The following is a 19,522-nucleotide window of genomic DNA, read 5'->3' as shown; positions in this document are numbered from 1 at the left end:
TGCCTTCATGGATGATCAATGTGGTTATCGGCCGATGCACCGCAATCCGCCGCAGAGAGCCCCCGCAGATAAATCGTGAACACCCCTGGCGCCTGCACGCGCATGGCGTTCACGTCGCCGCTGATTAGCGACTGCATCACCAGCCCCTGTATTGAGCCGACGAACAGCACTGCGGCGGCCTGCAGATCGGTGTCCGGGGCCAGCAAACGCTCGGTTTGCGCGCGTTGCAGCAGACCCGCAAGCAATATCCGGTACTGCAGCATGAGCGCGCGAACGCGGGACTTGAGTGCAGTGTCCTGCGCGCGCTGCAGCTCCTGAAAAATCACCCGGGGCACACCGGGATGCGCCACTACAAAGTCCACGTGCGCCATGAACACCGCTCTGAGCGCGTCCAAGGAGGTCAACGCAGCGCTTGCCGCGACGTTTAGCCGGGTCATCAGGGTGTCGGTGGTCCAGTCCAGCGCAGCCAGCCAGATGGCTTCCTTATTGGCAAAGTGCCGAAACACGGCGCCTTGCGTGAGGCCGACGACTTGCGCCAGATCGCCCGTGGTAATGTCCGCCGGACTGCGCTGGGCGGCCAGTTTCAATGCCGCCTCCACCAGACTGGTCTGACGGACCTCGGTGGGCTGCTTGGAACGTTTGCCGGATATGTCCATGGCCTTCTAAGTAATTGCTCAATTACTTATATTGTAAGACCAGACTTGGCCCCTGAGCGCAGATTCGGTAGTCCGAGTTTCAGTATTTAAAGGCAAGCCGTCTTGCCCTTGTTTTACAAAATTGAGGCGGCTGAATCTCGCGCCTCGGAGAGGCCGAGAAAAGTGGGGCGATTGATGGCAAAGCCAAGCTCTGCAGCTCTTTTTCTACCCTGACAAGGTATTCAAGCGCCCGGGCCGCGATAGAGCCACGGTACATCCAGCACTCGTTCGCCCAGCAGGCGCATCGACAGGTCGCGCGCCCAGCGCATGAATCCACGGGCATGAAAAATCTGGCCGTTTCGAATCGAGCGAGCCTGCACTTGCGCGTTGCGCTGCCAACGTTGCTCTGCATAAGCTTGTAGCCGTTGCGCCATGGTCAGTCCTGGCCGGATCAGCACCTGTTGCAGGCAGGCGGCGTCCTCTATCGCCATGCCCGCTCCCTGCGCCATGTAGGGCCGCATGGGATGGGCGGCGTCTCCCAGCAGCGCTACCCGGCCTTTAGCCTGCTCATGCGCCCCCTTCATGGGCGGGCGGTCGCACAGCGCCCACAGGCGCCAATGGTCGATGGCACCGATCAAGTCCTGGAGCGGGCTGCAGGTGCCGGTCAGCGCCGCGCGCAGGCCTTGGGCATTGGTGTCGTGGTCCCAGTCGTCCAGATTGCCGTCGACCAGGCCATGTACGATACCCACAACATTCAGCCAACGGCCACACCGCACGGGGTACTGGACCAGATGCAGATCGGGTCCCAACCAGATTGTGACCTGCTGGCTACGAAGCCGTTCAGGCAAGTCCTGTTGAAGCACCATGGCCCGATAGGCCAAATGGCCGGTCACGCGCGGGGCGGCATCCTCGAGCAGCAGTTGCCGCACGCTGCTCCATAGGCCATCGGCGCCCACCAACGCCTCCCCCTGCAGCGCCAACCCGTCCAGGGTCTGCACCCGCACCCCGTCACCCTCCTGTACAAAAGACTCCAGCCATTGACCCAGGTGCAGCTTCACATCCGCCCTCTGCTCCACAGCCTTCAACAGCAGCTGGTGAATATCGGCCCGATGGATGGTGGCATATGGCGCGCCATAACGCGCGCGCACCCGTTCCCCCAGCCGCAAGCGCCCAAGTTCGGCGCCACTGGAAGCACTGCGCACCTGCAGCACGTCGGGAAACGCGGCCACTTGACGCAACGCCGGCTCCAACCCCCAGCGGTGGAGTATGCGCACCACGTTGGGGCCGATCTGAATACCCGCCCCCACCTCGCCAAACTCGCGTGCGCGCTCCAGCAACTGAACCGGCCAACCCGCCTGGGTGCAGGCCAAAGCTGCAGCCAGTCCACCAATACCGCCACCCGCGATCAAAATTTGTTTTGTCATATTGGAATTGTGAAGGCAAGGCCTGGTAGCGGGAGACGGGGCAGCGCTTTTGGACGCGATTCGGAATTGCCCTGCCAAAAATTAATGCAGTATTGGGTCATAGTCCATTCATTTATTACCCATACCGCTATTAAAGTCATAGCGAATAAAGTTACCGAACACCCATTAGGGACGCCGCCACAGCGCGCTTGAAAGGCGTAAGACGCTCGCCGATTCGCAACGCCACATCGCGAAGCGCACGGGCGGGCGGCGTGTCGTGCGTGTAGAGCCGGGTGATGAACTGAGTCGCCAGGTACATCGGGCGCGTGGCCCGCCGGTGGGTCTGCTCGTAGTGATTAAGCAATTCGGCCGAAGCGATGTCGCGACCGGCCGCATGGGCCGCCAGTACGCCGCGCGCTAAGGCATCGATGCTCAGCAGACCAAAGTTAAAGCCGTGGGCGGTGACCGGATGCATGCCGACCGCGGCGTCTCCCACGCAGGCAAAACACTGCGCGACCATTCTGCGCGGATAGACCCCTACCAGCGGATACGCGTGGCGCGTGCTGACAAGCGTCATAAGTCCCAAGCGACGGGCAAATCGGCGGGCCATTTCATGACCGAAGGCCTCCGCATCCAAGGTCAGCAGCGGTTCAATCTCCTGGCTGGGCAGCGTGAGCACTACCGACGAGCGGTGCGCGCCAGTAGCCGGGTCATCGTTCATCGGCAATAAGGCGAGTGTCTGGCCGTAGTCAAACCATTCCCAAGCAACATGGTCGTGCGGTGTGTCGTGCGTCATCATGCAGACCAGCATGCTGCGGCCAAAATCGTGCAGGTCGGCAGCGATTCCCATGGCGCGGCGTGTTGCTGAAAAGCGGCTGTCGGCGGCCACCAGCAGTTTGGCGTGCATCGTGCCGCCACTGGCCAAACTCACATGGGCCCCCTGCGCGTCGGTGCGCACGCCCACCACCTGTTCGCCCGTGAGGAGCGTGATGTCGTGGTACCTCTGCTGGGCCTCGTGCACGGCTTCGAAGGCGGCGCGGCGAATCAGGTGGTTGGACACCAGCCAGCCGAGCTCGCTGTGCGTCCCCAAGCCGTGACTAATCACCATCGCGAACGGCGATGGGCCATTGAGTACCCGCGCATCGCGCAGCGGTGACAGGGCGTGCGGATCGTGCGCCTCGATGCGCTGCCACAAGCCGAGCGTCCGCATGAGCTGCGCCGAATGCTGGGTTAGCGCAATCTCGCGTCCGTCGAACGCCGGTTGTGCGGTGGCAGCCAAGGTCTGCTGCTCCACCAGCGCCGTGTGCAGGCCTTGCCCCGACAGTGCGCGCGCCAGGCACAGCCCAGCCGGGCCAGCGCCCGAGATCAGGATGTCAAAGTTCATGCCGGACAGGATAACGACGCACGGCCAGCAGCGTCTTGATGTGGGTCAAGAGCTCTTTGCGGGCAGTTCCCTAGAAGTTTCTTACCGGGCGACCCGCCTATTAGACTGAGTTACGGAAACCGTACCCCGCTTCGCGGAGTCCAGCAAGCCTGATGGCGGCAGAAGGATAGGGAGGCCTGGTTAGCTAGCGGGCACGCCGCTAAGGTTGACCGCGGCGAGTGGCGCGAAGAAGCTTTATTTAACAGGATCAGGCCGCGCCGTCGTCCCGGGGTTCCGACGGTTGGCGGCTTCTTCGTCAGTCTCCATGACCTGGCGCGGCTGGTCGCTGTGAGACACAAGATAGCCATCAGCTACGTAGCCGGGACCTTTCATCACCATCACGATCACGCAGCCAATGCCGACCGTCACCACCATAGACCAGTGGAAAATAATCACTCCACCGACGACATAGTCGGCCAGTTGCAGCCAGCGGGCTTGTTCAGTGCTGGCCTGCGGATCGGCGAGCAAATGCACTAGGCCCAAAGCCAGCAATGGCAGCAGCGTCCCCAACAACGTGATGAGCGGCAGCTTTCGCCACAAGGACCATTCCAGACCGCTGGCAGCGCGCTTGGTATGCGGGATTTTTTTTAACCAGTTCATGAGTGCACCTGAGGGGCGATGAATCGCCGAGTAAGGTAAATAAAGCGTTCCATTGTCTGGAAAACCCCTAGCGCCTGATTGATCAGGATCAATTAGCCACATAAGTCGTGTGACAACATCAAATATTACTCATAACTTATATCAGGAGACAAACATGGCCCATATCGTTGTGCTGGGCGCTGGCACCGGAGGAATGCCTGCCGCCTATGACTTACGCGCCGAGCTCGGTACGGAACACCGAATCACCGTCGTCAGTGCATTGGACTACTTCCAGTTTGTGCCGTCAAACCCCTGGGTCGCAGTGGGTTGGCGTGGTCGCGAGGACATCACTTTTCCCATCAAGCCTTGTCTGGACAAAAAAGGGATCGGCTTTGTGGCCCAGCGGGTTGCCAAGATCGACGCCGCTGGCAACGCACTGGAACTGGCCGACGGCAGTCGGTTGCCGTACGACTATCTGGTCATCACGACTGGCCCCAAACTGTCTTTTGACGAAGTGCCAGGTGCCGGACCCGAAGGGTACACCCAGTCGATCTGCAGCATCGACCATGCCGAGCAAACTTGGGCCAGCTACCAGGCGCTGGTCCAGGCGCCCGGTCCGGTCATCATCGGCGCCATGCCGATGGCGTCCTGCTTCGGCCCGGCGTATGAGTTTGCCTTTATCGTCAATACAGACCTGCGCCGCCGCAAAATTCGCAACAAGGTAACGATGACGTACATCACAAGCGAGCCCTACGTCGGCCACATGGGTCTCGGCGGCGTGGGCGACTCCCAGGGCATGCTGGAAAGCGAGCTGCGCAGCAACGACATCAAGTGGATCACCAACGCCAAGGTCACGAAAGTCGAAGACGGCAAGATGTTCGTAACCGAGCTCGACGACACCGGGCAAGTGAAGAAAGAACACCAGCTGCCTTTTAAATTCAGCATGATGCTGCCCGCCTTCAAGGGCGTGGAACCGGTAGCAGCGGTAGAGGGCTTGTGCAACCCGCGCGGTTTTGTATTGATCGATGAGTACCAGCGCAGCACGAAGTATCGCAACATCTTTTCGGCCGGCGTGTGCGTCGCGATTCCGCCGGTTGAGGTCACACCGGTGCCGACCGGTGCGCCCAAGACGGGGTACATGATCGAGACCATGGTGACAGCCATTGTCCATAACATTGCCTCCGACTTGGCCGGCAAGCCCGCTACCGCCAAGGCCACCTGGAATGCGATCTGCCTGGCCGACATGGGCGACACCGGTGCGGCTTTCGTCGCACTCCCGCAGATCCCGCCGCGCAACGTGAACTGGTTCAAAAAGGGCAAATGGGTACACCTCGCCAAAGTGGCGTTTGAAAAGTACTTCATGTACAAAATGAAGAACGGCAGCTCCGAGCCGATTTACGAGAAATACATGCTCAAAGCGCTGGGTATCGAGCGCCTGAATAAGTAAGTGACCTGATGTTTAACGAGAGCCGCCTCGACTCCTTGTGAGCTTGGCCCGGGTTAAGACGCCTCGGGTTTCGCAGGCCGGGGAATCTTCTTGAATTTGACCAGGCGGTTGGTCTCGATCGTGTCCTTTTTGACTTGCCGCTCCGCATCGCGCTTTTGACCCACAGCCAGCCAATCTGCAAACTCTTCAGGCGCTTCCAGCGTGATGCGGCCTAACGTGGCGGCACGAAATTCGTAGATCACGATTTCAGCGGCTTTTTGTAAATTAACGCGGCCTTTGGTCAGCACCGCGCCGCGCTTGCGACCGATCTCTTCCAGTAGTTGCTCATCGGTGATACCCGGCGTTACCTTCACCTTGTAGCGCGCTTCCAGCAGACCCGGATAGTGCCCGATAAGGTAATCCAGCAATTCCAGCGCGACCTCTTCTTCTTCAAAGGCGTTACGGCCGATCGCACCGCTGGCGGCCAGGTTGTAGCCACTCTTGGCCACGATGATGCGCGGCCACAGCATGCCCGGCGTGTCCCACAGGTAAAACCCATCCGCCAACACGATACGCTGCTCCAGTTTGGTGACGCCGGCTTCGTCCCCGGTTTTGGTGGCGCGCTTGCCGGTAAGGGTGTTAATGAGTGTGGATTTGCCGACGTTGGGAATGCCGCAAATCAACACACGCATGGGCTTGACCATGCTGCCGCGGTTGGGGGCGAGCCCGCGGCACGCCTCGACGAGGGCTTTGGCCGGGGTGCTCATGCTCGCATCCAGCCCAATGGCCCTCGTGCCGGGGAGGCCGTTATAGTGGGCCAGCCAGAGTGCGGTGAGGGAAGGGTCTGCCAAGTCTTGCTTATTGAGCACCTTCAGCGCGGGTTTGGCGCCGGTGAGTTCGGCCAACATGGGATTGGCGCTGGAGCCGGGCAGGCGCGCGTCCAGCAGCTCAATCACGACATCAATTTCCTTGATGCGCTCGCTAATGGCCTTTTTCGTCAAATGCATATGACCCGGAAACCATTGAATAGCCATCTCTGAATGTTCTTTCTATACTTTTCACAGCGCGTTGGCGAACGCTTCGTCCATTCGCAAAGACGAATTGTGAACGGTGTCAGCGCTGAGCAGCCGGTGCCAAGCGATCACGGCTTACATGCAAACCGTCCGCCCGCCTGCTATGGCGCGGCGTTGACTGTGGGATCCTTAAGGTTGCTATTTGCAGCAAAAGCAATTTTGTCCTGCAACATTTATCATGCAGCCGCCGCTGTAACACTAAGGAATTATTATGAAAATATTGATGGTTTTAACCTCGCACGACAAATTGGGCAATACCGGCAAAAAAACCGGCTTTTGGCTTGAAGAATTTGCTGCACCGTACTACGTGTTCAAAGATGCCGGCGCCGACGTCACGCTGGCCTCCCCGCAAGGCGGCCAGCCGCCACTCGACCCTAAAAGCGACGAAGCAGACTCCCAGACCGACGCTACGCGGCGCTTCAAGGCCGACACGGGAGCCCAAAATGAACTCGCCCATACCAAGAAGCTAGCCAGCATGCTGCCCGAAAACTTTGACGCCGTGTTTTATCCAGGCGGCCACGGTCCACTGTGGGACTTGGCGGAAGATGCCCACTCGATCAAACTTATCGAAAGCATGTATGCCGCCGGAAAACCCGTGGCGGCTGTATGTCATGCGCCCGGCGTACTGCGCCACACCAAGGCGGCCAACGGCTCGCCGCTGGTGCGCGGCAAAAAGGTCACCGGTTTTACCAATACCGAAGAAGCGGCGGTACAGCTCACTGATATCGTCCCTTTTTTGGTGGAGGACGTGCTCAGCAACAACGGCGGAATTTACAGCAAGGCCGCCGACTGGCAACCCTATGTAGTGACCGAGGATAACCTGATCACCGGGCAAAATCCCGCATCCTCGGCCCCGGCCGCGCATGCGATGCTGCACTTGTTGGAAAAGCGGCAAGCCTGAAAGGGTTGAGGGTGCGGCGCCGAAGCATTTCCAATGCGTCGGCTCCGTCATCCCTTGCCACCCAAATTGCTTCTCTACCCCGACGCTGCCGATGCTTGCAGAGCCTGAAATACCGAGGTTTATTTCGTAACTTTATCGGTATCGACGGACGCCTCAAGCGTGGGCAGGTTGGCGGCCCGGCATCCCCAGTCCATCCGCCGAGACATACTGTTGGCGGTATGCCTCAAAGGGCATGGTGTCCGAGGCTTCAATGATTTTTTGTTGTTCGATGGACTGCCGACTCAACTCGGTAAAACGCGCGTGCTGCTCGGCAGAAAACGGAAGATTCTGCAGTGCCACTTTGGATTTTTTGGACTGAGCACGTGCAAACTTGACGAAAGAGTTGTCAAAATCCTGCGCCATGGCAGCCAGCACACGGGCTGATGGCAGCTTGCTGGCGTCCATCAAGGCCGCGTTGGCCGCGTCTAGCGCGTTGTTGTGCTGCGTGCCACCCTGTGCGGCGTCCAGCGCTGCGGCGATGGGCGCGCATTGCGCCACCACCTCGGCACCCCACTCGGTTAGCGGCACCTCGCGTCCGGCACGTTTTAACGTAAGACCCGGTTCGCGGCCGCGTTCAGCCGTATGGTGCTGGTTGTGCTTGAACTCAATAATTTCCTCCGGGGTGTCGGGGGGGCTATCACTCAGCAGGCAATGGAGCAAAAACACATCCAGAAAGCGCATGGTTTGCGCGTTGATGCCGACCTGTTCAAACGGGTCAAGGTCCATCAAGCGCACCTCGACATATTCAACCCCGCGCTGGCGCAGGGCATGCAGGGGACGCTCCCCCGGAAAGATCACGCGCTTGGGGCGGATAGTGCCGTAAAACTCGTTTTCAATCTGCAGCAGCGTAGTCGCCAACTGGTTGTAGTCGCCGCCAGGGTTGCGAATCCCCACCGCTTCATAAGCGGGATAAGGCCGGGTGAGCGCGTCTTGCAAGGAGGCGCCGTAGCCCTCCAAGCTGTTGTAGCTCACCGCCAGCGAGGCTTGTGCATCGCTCTGATAGCCCAGGCGCCCCATGCGTAGAGAGGTGCCGTGCGGCATGTACATAGTGCTCTTTGAGAGTGATTGCAACTCGTGCTGCCGGCCCGCCACAAAGGTCGCGCACACGGCGGGCGATGCGCCAAACAAGTACAGCAGCAGAAATGCATGGCGGCGGAAATTTCGAATCAGCGCAAAGTACTGTTCGCTGGTCACATCGGGCAACGACCAGTTATAGTGAATGCCCGAAATGGTCTGCATGCGTCGGCCATAGCGGTGGCTCAGCCCCATGCGATAAACACTTTTGGCGCGCCCGACATTGGACGAGCCAAAGCGCGCAATGGGGATGGTCTCGTCGGTCGGCAAGTCGCAGGGCATGCTGGAGGCCCAGAGCATGTCGTCGCCAATGTCTTTCATGGTGCGCAAGGTGAATTGGTGAAGTTGCGTGAGCTCCGCCAGCGCAGCCTCCTCGCTACTGTGCACGCTGGTGACAAGCTCCACCTGTGACTCACTGAAGTCGGTGGTAATGCCGGGGTGCGTGAGCGCCGAGCCGAGGGCGGCCGGGTGGGGGGTAAGCGCCAAGGCGCCGCTGGGCTGCGCACGCAAGCTTTCTTTTTCAATACCTCGACGCATGCCCTTCAGCCGGGCCGGCGTGAGCGATTTCAGGCGGTCTTGCAAAAGCGCGCCTACAGGCGCCTGCAACTTAGTCATATCGTCATTTCCTCAGATTCCTTAATTGACGTGAAAGGTATCACAGGCCAGCGGTTTGCGCTGGCAAAACAGGCTTTCGAACACAGCGCGGCGCCGGCGTCAAGCGGTTGGAGTCGTGCCCCGCGCAGGTCTTTTTCGGCACAAATTCACGCTTTGGCCCCCGTTGTGAGCATCTGACCGCCATGGTACAGAAACTTTCTTGACTTGCCCGGCCCGCTCCACGACTATAAAAACCTTCAGCAAACCGTGCCTTTCCGCAGCGTGTTCCGTAGCACCCCGTGGCCGGGACTTTCGATCCGGTGCGACATTGGAGCCTATATAAAAATGAATAGATTCATACGCAAGTTGCTTGGCACCTCAAAAAAAGCAAAGCCGGTCAGTACCGGACCAACCGCGAACCGGGACAGCCCCACCACCATACAAGCGGGGTCGGAGAACGCCATCCGGCGCCAGCTGGTGCAGGTGCTGCTGCGCGATGTGCTGCGCAAGCACGGCATTCCAGCGCATTGGATGGAACTGCATATGCTGGTGGTGTCGAGCAACAGCCGTGGCCCGGGCATGTATGTGCGAGTGGTTGTTAAGCAATGGGACCAGCGCCTGATGAACTATGCCTTTGCTCTCCAGAACGAGTTGATGACGGACATCGCACGCTTTGAACCGAGGGCCTCCGAATGGCTGCAGGGCATTTCATGGCAACTTGACATGGCGAACACCTGTCCCTACATCACGGTGCCTGACAAGGCTTTCTGGCTAGCGCCGGCGGCTCCCGCCATTCACATTCAATCTCCCGCGCTGACTCCGCCCAATCAGACGGTTCGGGATGACCAGGAGAAAAGCGATACCCGAGAAGATCTTGAGCGGCTGTTCATGATTCGAGACCAAGCACTCAACAGCTCTGCCGAAGGGTTTGCGGTAGGGTATGAAAAAACCCGGCCCTCGGCGCTATAAACCCACCGAATTCAATCTGCTATTTTTTGATGGCTTATGCTGCCCGCCACACCAAGACGAATCGCAGCATTGATTCACAACGCGTAGCGCGGGGAAATCGGGTGAACAAGCCAGACTAGGCCAGCAGGTGCTGCAGCCACCGGCTCAGGTCGGCGACCTCCTCGGGGCAGACCGAATGCTCCATGGAGTATTCGTGCCAATCCACCGTGTAGCCCAGTACCGCCAGTGCATCACGTGAGGCGGCGGCCCGCGGCAAGGCGATCACGCCATCGCGCGTTCCATGGGCCAGAAAAATAGGCACGTCCTGATTGGCGGCACTGCGCTCCGCAGCGGTCTTGTCCGCCAGCGGCAGGTACCCCGACAGGCCGACAATCCCCGCCAGTCTCTCTTTGTGGCGCAGGCCCGTCATGAGCGCCATGGCGCTGCCTTGCGAAAAGCCGGCCACCACAATGCGGTGGGCCGGAATACCGCGCGACTTTTCACGCGAAATCAGCGCTTCAATCGACGCCTGCGAATGACGCAGACCGACCTCGTCTTCGCGTCTGGCCAAGTCGGTGCCGAGTATGTCGTACCAGGCAGGCATGACGTAGCCGCCGTTGATGGTGACGGGTATGGCAGGCGCGCTGGGAAACAAAAACCGCACCGGGCCCACCTTGGACAAATCCAACTGCTCGGCAATCGGCAAAAAGTCACGCCCGTCTGCCCCTAAACCGTGCATGATGAGAATGGTAGCAACCGGGTTTCCGCCGGTTTGGGCTTCGATAACTTCAAGGGACATGCGCTTATCCGGTAGTGGTTGTGAGCTTGAGGGACTGCTCAGGGAGAGAGAAAATTGCAGTCGCTGCAAGGACCATGAACAGCCTGCTATTTTAGGGTGTCTCGATAGTCAACGTGCGGGCAGGGTGCGTTGTGCATGCGATGAAGATAGTGGGTTTGTGGGCGACGCCTCTGTTGACAAGCCGTTTTTTTGCTAGTATTTGCGCAATCGTTCAATAAACCTTTCCCTTATTCGGCGCAGAGCGTCCCTATGAAAATAAATTCGCATTCTCTGGTTGTGCGTCTGGCTGGGTTGCTGGCAATTGCTGCCTGCGCCTTTATTCTGCTGGGGCCAGTTGGTGCTGTCCCCCTCACTGCGGTTGACGAAAAAAGCGTTCGCGCCGTGGTGGAAGGCCAATTGGCAGCCTTTGCCAACGATGATGCGCTCAAGGCGTTTTCTTACGCCGCCCCCAATGTGCAAAAAGCGGTCACTACAGCGGCAGGCTTTCTGGCCATGGTGCGCAACGATTATCCGATCATCTACCGCCCCGCTTCAGTCGCTTTCCTCAAGCCCGAGGGCAAGGACAACCAAGTGATTCAGCGGGTTCAAATGCTTGATGCCAACGGCAATCCATGGCTGGCTATTTACAGCCTGCAGCGTCAGAAAAATAAAGCGTGGCTGATCACCGGCTGCGTGGTGACTCAAAACAAGGGACGTATGGCCTGATAAGTCGATTTGTTTTTTTACACAAATCGTTTCAGCAATCGCCCCGCCCTCAATACGTACCGATATAGTCCTTTTTGCCCACTTCGACACCTGCCTGGCGAAGGATGGCATAGGCCGTAGTGGTGTGGAAGAAGAAATGTGGCAAACCATAATTGAGCAAATAAGACTCGCCATTAAAGCGCTTTTCTTTCGGCGTCCCCGCTTGCGTGACGATCTCGCGCGTGGCGGCATCATCAAAGCTGGCTTCCTTCAGCCCTTCAATAAAAGCCAGTACTGTGGCGATGCGCGTTTGCAGGTCGGCAAAGGTCTGCTCGGTTTCCTCGATCTTGGGCACCTCCACGCCTGCCAGACGGGCTGACACACTTTTGGCAAAGTCAGTCGCGACCAAGACCTGGCGCAACAAGGGGAACATGTCGGGAAACAGACGGGCTTGTAGCAACGCGTTCGGGTCGATCGCTTTTGCGACTGCATGGGCTTCGGCTTTTCTCAAAACCTCTTGAAGTCCGCCCAACATTTGTTTGAAAACGGGAATCGAGGCGGTATAGATGGCACTGGTCATAGGTTCTTTCAGTAGCTGCGTGGCAATGAGAATTAGGTGGCGGATGATTGACGCTTCGTAGCCTGCACCACGCCCGACAGCCACTCATCAACCAACGCAGGGTCATTAATGGATTTCAGGGTCTGGTAAGCGGTTTCGGCCTCAGGGAAACGACGACGCAAAAAATTGAGCCACTGCTTGAGCCTACCAGCGCGCGAACGAGCATCCAGTCGCGTGCATACGACAAGCCAGAACTCGGCCAGAAGCGACACCAGCGTTGGCCAGGTGATACCCACTGACCCTGGATAGTTTGCAGCCCCTGCAGAAGACGGTTCGGCGGGAGTTCCGATGGACGCCTTGATGGCCAGCGCAAGGCCTGGATCGGTCACCGCGCCACGCCCCAGCATCAGCATGTCGCAGCCCGAGGCTTCGCGGCAGCGGCGCGCGTCGTCCACCGACCAAATTTCGCCGTTCGCCACGACCGGGATTGTCACTGCGGCACGAATGTCTGCAATACGATCCCAATAGGCCGGTGGCCTGTAGGCCTGCTGCTTAGTGCGGGCATGTACGACCAGTTCGTCAGCGCCGCCTTCCGCAATGGCCAGCGCGCACTCTACAGCGCGCGAATCGTCGTGGTTACCCAGCCGCATTTTGGCGGACACCGGCAGCTGAGCAGGTACTGCGCGGCGCACTGCTGTGACGATAGCCGAGATAGTTTCGGGTTCATCCAGCAAAGCCGCTCCGCCGCCATGGCGGTTCACCACTTTGGCGGGACAGCCGAAGTTCAGATCAATGCCCGCAGGGCCCAAAGTGGCGAGCCTGGCGGCGTTTTCGGCGAGACAGACCGGGTCAGAGCCCAGCAGTTGAGCCCGCACCGGCACGCCGGCCAACGTGCGACCGCCGGTGTTCAGCTCGGGGACGATGCGCGTGAAAACGCGCTCCGGCAGCAACTGGTCGGTAATACGAATGAATTCGGAGACACAGCGGTCAATCCCCCCCGCCCGCGTGAGGATGTCGCGCAACACGAAGTCGAGGAGCCCTTCCATGGGTGCGAGCAGGATGGTCATGGGTTGCGGACTATTTAATCGACCTCTAAAGGGCGGCCAGCCGCCAGAGCGAGGTCACCTCCGCCGCCCGCGCAGCGTGCAACGGATTCGACGCGTCCGCTGCTTTGGGATGCCCGGGCTTGGCATCCAGCCGGCCCACCACCTTCAATTTCGCGCCCTCGATGGAAGCCAGTAATTCAGCCCGAGAGCGCAGACCCAGGTGCTCGGCAAAATCGGACAGGATGAGCCAGCCCTCGCCGCCAGGTGCCAGGTGCAGCGCCAACCCATTGAGAAATCCCAGCAGCATGCGGCTACCTTCGTCATACACCGCGCGTTCAATCGGCGAGCCTGGTCGTGCCGGCAGCCAAGGTGGGTTGCACACAATAAGGGAGGCCTGTCCCTGCGGAAACAGATCCGCTTGCACAACCTGCACCGGCGAATTAACCCGGCCAGCCAGGCCTAACCGAGCCAGGTTCTCACGGGCGCAGGCCAGCGCACGCGGATCTTGGTCAGTGGCTATGACCTGTCCAACGCCACGCCGTGCCAGCAAAGCGGCCAGAACGCCCGTACCGGTGCCGATGTCAAACGCGACCAGCGGGTTAACCGCAACCGGCAGTGGTGCCGTCGCCACCAGGTCCAAGTATTCACCACGCACCGGGGAAAAAACGCCGTAGTGGGGATGAATGCGGTTGTTGGGCGGCTCACCGAGCGCTGCAATTTCAACACCTTTTTTGCGCCACTCGTGGGCGCTGATCAAGCCCAGCAACTCGCGCAGCGACGCCACTGAGGGCCCCGCCGCTTCGTCCGCAGGCCCCCAAGCTTGCGTGCAGGCTTGCCGTACATCCGGCGCCCGGCGCAGCGCAATACCGTAATTTGCATCGAAAGAAAGTAGCACCATACCCAACACTCGGGCCCGCTGCGATTGGCTCTGGCGGTGCAGGTGAAAGGCCTCAGCCAAGGGCTCCGGCAAGGCTGAAGAATCCGACGCCTCTGCCGACTTTCTCCGGAGGTTTTTGGGAGCTTTGGGCGGTTTATCGATCCGCCGCGCCAGCGCCTGCAACAACTGCCTGGCATTTTGAAAATCTCCTCGCCAGAGCAAGGCGGTGCCTTCACAGGCAAGCCGGTAGGCGGCGTCGGCCGACAGGGTGTCATCAGCCACCCTCACCCGTTTGGGGGAGGGTGCACCACGCTCCGAGCGCCAAAGCGCCGTGCGCGTCTCGCCCGCCTCTATCCACTGAATGGAAGGCAGACTGGGCGTATCTTCCAGACTGGAAACGCGTGAAAAAATGGTCATTGAAGGGAATACTGGAAAAAAAATCTCCTCTGTTTTAACAGATGAGGACAGCCCCTCGGGAAAAACCATAAAAAAACGATCTCATAAAATAAATGCCACGCTACGCTCATAGATACGGCTTCTGTTCGCTATCCATTAAATAGCGCATTCTGATCACCCGGAACCCTCAGGCAGGGCTTCATTTACCCGGCGGACCAGGGGGAAGTGCCGAATTCACTGGCGCTTGTTATCAGGTGTAACTACTGCATCAAATCCGCGCAAAACCGCATAAATCAAAGTTTTGTCCTGGCTCGTTACGTATGCTTCAAAGTCGACTGATTGGGAGCATGCAATGCAAACTGGAAAAATCAAGCACGGGTTTCATCCCCGTTTTAGCAAGGAAATCGAGCGCGCCTATGTTTGCCATGGCGCGCCTAGCCATTACGGCCTGAAGAATGAGGCGCGCCAGCGTTTTGACAACGCCTACCTGCTCTGGAAAACAGTCAGCGCGCGATACGAACACGAAATGCAGCTTATCGTCACGGGCGATAAGTCGGCTCACACACGCCTCGTTCCGCTGTTGCGAGACATGGCACAGGCTCGTCGCGAAATCTTAATCACATCGCAGCCCTGGTTTGATGCCAAGCACTGAACAACACCTACAACGCAAACCTTCCTACACTCAGCGGCCTTCCAAGCCTACACGCGGCACCACGCATGTCCATTAACGTCGAAGCTTAATTTGTGGAGAAACCATGCCGACGTTCACCCTGCCCCCGACCAGCGGCGACAGCCGAAAAACCCTTGAGCAGCGCGCTCGAGAGGCCGCGATGCCGACAGCCCCGCTAAAAAGAGGACGCTGGCCGTTCACCGTGGCAGACATTCCCGCCTCGGAGACGGATCACAAAGAAGATCAGCCGAGCTACACCAGCAAGTCCGAAAAGTTCCGGGACTGATCCCGAGAAGGTTTTTACCTTCTTGCCGAGAAATCCGAATGTAAGGGATCACCGATGTCAGGCAATGGCTCGGCTTTTCATGTCGGCAGATTTAGAGCCCGCACAATTGCAACCGGGTCGATTCGTTGATGAACTTCAATCGTGGTAAGGCAGCAATCAAGAGAAATATCTTTTCCACCATAACGATTGCATAAAAAATTCACCTGTCAATTTCTGCGAACAAAGAAAAACCGCCTCCCGGCGGTTTTTAACAGTCTGTTTGGCAGGCCCGGAAGAACTTATCAACGAGCCGTCAGACGTCCAAAAATAAAACCGATTGCCAACGCTGCACCCACCGCTTCGAGCGGTCTTTCCTGTACCCAGGATTTTGAATAGCCAAGTGCCCGGGCCGGTGCCTCGGTCACACGCCTTGTTTGATCCGATACCCGACCGGCTACATGGGTTGCGTTATTAGCGAGATTGTCGACCGTCTCATGCGCCGCAGTAGACATGCGGTCCAACGTGTTGCGCGCTGGCTCAGCCACCTTATTGATTGTGTTGTGCAAGGCTGCACCGGCCGAATCAACGCCGCGTTGGATGGCGCTGTCGGACAGCGTATTACTGGTGTCGAGGGTGAATTTTTCCATGATGTTTTCTTCCAAAAATTATTACTTATGGGCCGATGCCGCGTCGGTTGCTCGACCGGACAGACTCCGGAGAATGGTGAAATCGCGAACATGAACACCACTAAGTAACCTTAGAAGAATCACTGGCCCAAGCCTGTACGGTGCCAGAGGGCCTGCCTGTAGGACGATAGAGTGTCTTTCCACACAGTTCCAAAAAACTTGTTTTAGAGCCACCCTGTAGTTCAGAATATTAGCCGGGTCCCCAAAAAACAAGTGATTCATAGACAGTGATTCACCTTATGGTTTAAATGATGCGGCCCGTAACCATAAAACTGTGAAGGAGATTGACTATGCTCATCATTGCAAAATCCGCCCTTAAAACCGGCGAAGCCGATCACAACCAACCGCGCCGGGGAGTACCCGAGGAAATCGATGAGGACGAAGAGGGCCTGGAGTTGCCGGTACAGCCCGACGAGGGGACGCCGCTTATTCCCGACGAAGAGAGGGAAGTGAGTGTGCCGTCCTGAGCGCACCAAGACCCACGACTGGCATCAGCCGTCGATGCTGATGCGAGGTTTCCGGCGAGTCTTTAGTCGACTATCCGCTTGAGGCGTATTTCTTCCAGCTTTACGTGATCAAAAGCAACCGTCTTGAGCGACGGCATTTCGCGTTTGAAGCCTGCGGCGTGTTCGCAAAATCGCAACGCGCGCTCGTTCCGCAGCAACACCCATAGAGTCACATGCTTGCAGCCTTCTTCTTTTAATCCTTCTCTAGCCCCGTCCCATAAGGCCACGCCCGCACCATTACCCCAGTGAGCCGGCGCCACGTAAATAGCCCAGATTTCGCCCACGGAGGACTTGGTACCCGCGTCGCGTGAGCGGTCGAAGCCCACAAAGCCGACAACCTGCTCACCCTCTGTCGCCACCAGCAGTTGCGGTTCGCTGAACTCGATGGCTTCGCGCCAGTAGGCCAAGCGTTTTTCCAGCGTCATTTTTTTGAGGTATTCCTCAGACATCAGGTTCGAATAGGCGGCTTGCCAAGCGGCAACGTGAATTTCGGCAATGGCTTTTGCATCGCGGGCGGTGGCGGGTCGAACGGAGTAGCTGGACATTAAAAAAATCGCTTGTGAATCAGTAAGGGAAAAGGTCGAGAGGCAGGATTGTCGCGCAATTCGACGGGATACAAACCGGGCTTGGGGTAAATTCAGTGCTCCTTCTCCACCGCGAACCCCGAAAAGTCCAGTACCGTCACCCATGCCAGGCAGCAGCCCTACTCCTTTAGTTTCGGATCAGACCAGCGGGTCCGATTCGGGCCACCGTGTTTTTACGGCACGCGTAGAGCGGGCCGACCTCTCGTTTGAAGCGCCCGCTTCGGTGCCGCTATTGCAGGCTGCTGAGTTGGCGGGATTGGCACTCCGAAACTCGTGCCGCAACGGCACCTGCCGCACCTGCCTCTGCCAGCTCGTCAGCGGCGAGGTCGTCTACCGGGTCGAATGGCCTGGCTTAAGCGCCGAGGAGAAGCAGCAAGGTTACATTCTTCCCTGCGTCGCACACCCGTCCTCGGATCTGGTGATTCGCCTGCCGGCCTGATTGCCCGAGCCTTGTCGTCCGGGGGCGCTCGGCATTCGGCTACTTCAGAAAATGTTCCCGGTAATGTTCCAGTTCGTCAATCGACTCATGCACATCGGCCAGCGCGGTGTGACTTTGGCGCTTTTTGAAACTGCGGTACACCTCGGGCCGCCAGCGTTTAGCCAGTTCCTTGAAAGTGCTGACATCTACATTCCGGTAGTGAAGAAAGGCCTCGAACTTGGGCATGTACTTGACCAGGAACCGGCGGTCCTGGCTGATACTGTTGCCGCACAAAGGCGACGTCCCTTTGGGCACGTATTGCGCCAAAAACGCCAACAACTGCGCTTGGGCATCTTCCTCGGTCACGGTGCTGGCTTTGACCTTGTCGATCAACCCGCTCCGACCGTGTGTGCCTTTGTTCCAATTGTCCATTTTGTCCAGCAACTCGTCCGACTGGTGGATCGCCAGGACAGGGCCTTCGATGCGCGGCGTAAGTTGCGGGCCGGTGACGATCACGGCTATTTCTATCAGCCTTTCCTTCTCCGGATCCAGTCCGGTCATTTCGCAGTCGAGCCAGACAAGATTCAGATCTGATTTTTTAAGAGTGGATTCAATTTCAGGCATCCCGCAATTCTCGCCGATAGCCTAAACTTCCGGCCATGACCGACTATTCACTTGTTTTCACCGGACTGTTTTCAACGGTTCTGGTGCTGGGATTGCTGATCAAGTTTTACCTGACTTCGCGGCAAATACGCTATGTGGCACGACATAAAGAAAACGTACCCGTTGTGTTTGCCGCCACGATCTCACTCCAGGCGCACCAAAAAGCGGCAGATTACACGATTGCCAAGGCGCGCTTTGGAATGCTCCAGACGGCTTTTGGCGCTGTCCTGCTGCTGGGTTGGACGTTATTGGGCGGGCTGGACGCTCTGAACCAAGCGGTGACTCATTCGAACTTGGTCGCTTATGGCAGCCTGGTGCCTCAGTTGGCCCTGCTGGTCGCATTTGCTGTCATCAGCGGCCTGTTGGACTTGCCCTTCACGCTTTACGCCACCTTCCGGCTGGAACAGCGTTTCGGCTTTAATAAAATGACATTCCGGCTTTGGCTGGTGGATTTAGCGAAGTCCTTGCTGGTCGGCGCTGTGGTCGGCTTGCCTATCATCGCCCTGATTTTGTGGCTGATGGGTAGCGCAGGCCGTTTGTGGTGGCTGTGGGCTTGGGGGGTGTGGATGTGTTTCAACCTCTTGGTGCTGGTCCTCTTTCCGACCGTGATTGCCCCGCTGTTTAACAAATTCAAGCCGCTAGACGACCAGAACCTCAAGGCGCGGGTGACCGCCTTGATGCAACGCTGTGGCTTTGCCGCCAAAGGCCTGTTCGTGATGGACGGGAGCAAGCGATCGGCCCATGCCAACGCCTATTTCACCGGTTTTGGCGCGGCCAAGCGCGTGGTGTTTTATGACACTTTACTCAAGCAGTTGAGTCCTGGCGAGGTGGATGCCGTGTTAGCGCACGAACTGGGGCATTTCAAGCACAAACACATCATCAAACGCATTATTGCGATGTTTGCAATGAGCCTTGTCGGCTTTGCTCTGCTGGGCTGGCTGTCATCACAAACGTGGTTTTATACCGGCCTGGGCATTCGGCCGAACGTTGCGGTCTCCAACGACGCGATCGCCTTGCTGCTATTCATGCTGGTGGTGCCACTCTTCAGCTTTTTTGTATCGCCCGTGTTTGCCCAACTGTCGCGCAAGCATGAGTTTGAAGCGGATGCCTATGCGGTGTTGCAAACAGATGGCCGGGATCTGCAAAGCGCCCTGCTCAAGTTATATCAAGACAATGCCAGCACGCTGACACCCGACCCGGTGTATGTAAAGTTCTACTATTCGCACCCGCCCGCCTCCGAGCGGCTGGGTCGCATGGCCCCGTCAATCTAAAGC

The 19,522-nt window shown here is 58.3% G+C and carries 22 protein-coding genes; 9 read left to right on the top strand and 13 right to left on the bottom strand.

Translation table 11 applies throughout. The features are described from left to right. Positions 1-5: 5 nt before the first annotated feature. The 4 genes from HHJ16_RS13080 to HHJ16_RS13065 form a co-directional block, all read right to left on the bottom strand. The gene (locus HHJ16_RS13080; protein WP_296901261.1) at positions 6-656 is read right to left on the bottom strand and encodes a TetR family transcriptional regulator; all 651 of its coding nucleotides are present in this window, start codon (positions 654-656) and stop codon (positions 6-8) included. A gap of 221 nt (positions 657-877) precedes the next feature. Then, entirely contained in the window at positions 878-2,059 is a 1,182-nt protein-coding gene (locus HHJ16_RS13075; protein ID WP_296901260.1) for an FAD-dependent monooxygenase, read from the bottom strand. A 151-nt stretch (positions 2,060-2,210) separates the two neighbouring features. Further along, complete coding sequence (gene ubiM / locus HHJ16_RS13070; RefSeq protein ID WP_296901259.1) at positions 2,211-3,422, bottom strand: 5-demethoxyubiquinol-8 5-hydroxylase UbiM; 1,212 nt, start codon at positions 3,420-3,422, stop codon at positions 2,211-2,213. 234 nt (positions 3,423-3,656) lie between these two features. Then, on the bottom strand, positions 3,657-4,061 hold the full coding sequence (locus HHJ16_RS13065; protein ID WP_296901257.1) for a hypothetical protein: 405 nt from the start codon (positions 4,059-4,061) through the stop codon (positions 3,657-3,659). Between the two features lie 154 nt (positions 4,062-4,215). Here HHJ16_RS13065 and HHJ16_RS13060 point away from each other — a divergent pair, with 154 nt between their 5' ends. Then, complete coding sequence (locus tag HHJ16_RS13060; protein ID WP_296901255.1) at positions 4,216-5,487, top strand: FAD-dependent oxidoreductase; 1,272 nt, start codon at positions 4,216-4,218, stop codon at positions 5,485-5,487. A 53-nt stretch (positions 5,488-5,540) separates the two neighbouring features. Here the strand turns inward: HHJ16_RS13060 and ylqF are convergent, their stop codons facing one another. After that, on the bottom strand, positions 5,541-6,500 hold the full coding sequence (gene ylqF, locus HHJ16_RS13055; protein ID WP_296901254.1) for a ribosome biogenesis GTPase YlqF: 960 nt from the start codon (positions 6,498-6,500) through the stop codon (positions 5,541-5,543). Between the two features lie 250 nt (positions 6,501-6,750). Here ylqF and HHJ16_RS13050 point away from each other — a divergent pair, with 250 nt between their 5' ends. Then, positions 6,751-7,440 carry a type 1 glutamine amidotransferase domain-containing protein gene (locus HHJ16_RS13050; protein ID WP_296901252.1) on the top strand — a complete coding sequence of 230 codons (690 nt, stop codon included), beginning with the start codon at positions 6,751-6,753 and terminating at the stop codon, positions 7,438-7,440. Between the two features lie 153 nt (positions 7,441-7,593). On the opposite strand, the gene gshA is transcribed toward HHJ16_RS13050, so the two are convergent. Further along, positions 7,594-9,168 carry a glutamate--cysteine ligase gene (gene gshA / locus HHJ16_RS13045; protein WP_296901250.1) on the bottom strand — a complete coding sequence of 525 codons (1,575 nt, stop codon included), beginning with the start codon at positions 9,166-9,168 and terminating at the stop codon, positions 7,594-7,596. Between the two features lie 324 nt (positions 9,169-9,492). Here gshA and HHJ16_RS13040 point away from each other — a divergent pair, with 324 nt between their 5' ends. Then, the gene (locus HHJ16_RS13040) at positions 9,493-10,116 is read left to right on the top strand and encodes a hypothetical protein (protein ID WP_296901248.1); all 624 of its coding nucleotides are present in this window, start codon (positions 9,493-9,495) and stop codon (positions 10,114-10,116) included. Between the two features lie 115 nt (positions 10,117-10,231). Here the strand turns inward: HHJ16_RS13040 and HHJ16_RS13035 are convergent, their stop codons facing one another. Beyond that, positions 10,232-10,894 (bottom strand): dienelactone hydrolase family protein, encoded by a 663-nt coding sequence (locus HHJ16_RS13035; RefSeq protein ID WP_296901246.1) that lies wholly within the window; start codon positions 10,892-10,894, stop codon positions 10,232-10,234. A gap of 249 nt (positions 10,895-11,143) precedes the next feature. On the opposite strand from HHJ16_RS13035, the gene HHJ16_RS13030 reads away from it, so the two are divergent. After that, a complete protein-coding gene (locus tag HHJ16_RS13030; RefSeq protein ID WP_296901241.1) occupies positions 11,144-11,599 on the top strand; it encodes a DUF4864 domain-containing protein in 456 nt (151 codons plus the stop codon). Positions 11,600-11,648: 49 nt separating this feature from the next. Here the strand turns inward: HHJ16_RS13030 and HHJ16_RS13025 are convergent, their stop codons facing one another. The 3 genes from HHJ16_RS13025 to HHJ16_RS13015 are packed head-to-tail and all read right to left on the bottom strand — an operon-like array spanning position 11,649 to position 14,477. Beyond that, complete coding sequence (locus HHJ16_RS13025; RefSeq protein ID WP_296901239.1) at positions 11,649-12,158, bottom strand: DUF1993 family protein; 510 nt, start codon at positions 12,156-12,158, stop codon at positions 11,649-11,651. A gap of 32 nt (positions 12,159-12,190) precedes the next feature. Further along, positions 12,191-13,204 (bottom strand): tRNA-dihydrouridine synthase, encoded by a 1,014-nt coding sequence (locus HHJ16_RS13020; RefSeq protein ID WP_296901237.1) that lies wholly within the window; start codon positions 13,202-13,204, stop codon positions 12,191-12,193. Positions 13,205-13,229: 25 nt separating this feature from the next. Further along, a complete protein-coding gene (locus HHJ16_RS13015) occupies positions 13,230-14,477 on the bottom strand; it encodes a class I SAM-dependent methyltransferase (protein WP_296901234.1) in 1,248 nt (415 codons plus the stop codon). Positions 14,478-14,808: 331 nt separating this feature from the next. Here HHJ16_RS13015 and HHJ16_RS13010 point away from each other — a divergent pair, with 331 nt between their 5' ends. Together HHJ16_RS13010 and HHJ16_RS13005 are read left to right on the top strand one after the other, a co-directional pair. After that, positions 14,809-15,108 (top strand): hypothetical protein, encoded by a 300-nt coding sequence (locus HHJ16_RS13010; protein ID WP_296901232.1) that lies wholly within the window; start codon positions 14,809-14,811, stop codon positions 15,106-15,108. 103 nt (positions 15,109-15,211) lie between these two features. Next, complete coding sequence (locus tag HHJ16_RS13005; protein ID WP_296901230.1) at positions 15,212-15,412, top strand: hypothetical protein; 201 nt, start codon at positions 15,212-15,214, stop codon at positions 15,410-15,412. 281 nt (positions 15,413-15,693) lie between these two features. Here the strand turns inward: HHJ16_RS13005 and HHJ16_RS13000 are convergent, their stop codons facing one another. Then, the gene (locus HHJ16_RS13000; protein ID WP_296901228.1) at positions 15,694-16,038 is read right to left on the bottom strand and encodes a hypothetical protein; all 345 of its coding nucleotides are present in this window, start codon (positions 16,036-16,038) and stop codon (positions 15,694-15,696) included. A gap of 329 nt (positions 16,039-16,367) precedes the next feature. On the opposite strand from HHJ16_RS13000, the gene HHJ16_RS12995 reads away from it, so the two are divergent. Further along, the gene (locus HHJ16_RS12995; RefSeq protein ID WP_296901226.1) at positions 16,368-16,544 is read left to right on the top strand and encodes a hypothetical protein; all 177 of its coding nucleotides are present in this window, start codon (positions 16,368-16,370) and stop codon (positions 16,542-16,544) included. Between the two features lie 62 nt (positions 16,545-16,606). Here the strand turns inward: HHJ16_RS12995 and HHJ16_RS12990 are convergent, their stop codons facing one another. Beyond that, complete coding sequence (locus HHJ16_RS12990) at positions 16,607-17,128, bottom strand: GNAT family N-acetyltransferase (RefSeq protein ID WP_296901223.1); 522 nt, start codon at positions 17,126-17,128, stop codon at positions 16,607-16,609. 142 nt (positions 17,129-17,270) lie between these two features. Between HHJ16_RS12990 and HHJ16_RS12985 the strand changes: the two genes are divergently transcribed. Next, positions 17,271-17,606 (top strand): 2Fe-2S iron-sulfur cluster binding domain-containing protein, encoded by a 336-nt coding sequence (locus HHJ16_RS12985; protein WP_296901221.1) that lies wholly within the window; start codon positions 17,271-17,273, stop codon positions 17,604-17,606. A gap of 39 nt (positions 17,607-17,645) precedes the next feature. Here HHJ16_RS12985 and orn read toward each other — a convergent pair whose 3' ends face one another. Next, on the bottom strand, positions 17,646-18,209 hold the full coding sequence (orn, locus tag HHJ16_RS12980; protein ID WP_296901219.1) for an oligoribonuclease: 564 nt from the start codon (positions 18,207-18,209) through the stop codon (positions 17,646-17,648). A gap of 35 nt (positions 18,210-18,244) precedes the next feature. Here orn and HHJ16_RS12975 point away from each other — a divergent pair, with 35 nt between their 5' ends. Beyond that, positions 18,245-19,519 (top strand): M48 family metallopeptidase, encoded by a 1,275-nt coding sequence (locus tag HHJ16_RS12975; protein WP_296901217.1) that lies wholly within the window; start codon positions 18,245-18,247, stop codon positions 19,517-19,519. The last annotated feature ends 3 nt before the right edge of the window (positions 19,520-19,522 follow it).

The sequence above is a fragment of the Polaromonas sp. genome (assembly GCF_012927485.1).
GTDB lineage: Bacteria > Pseudomonadota > Gammaproteobacteria > Burkholderiales > Burkholderiaceae_C > Polaromonas.
This window is presented reverse-complemented; position numbering and strand designations above follow the sequence as displayed.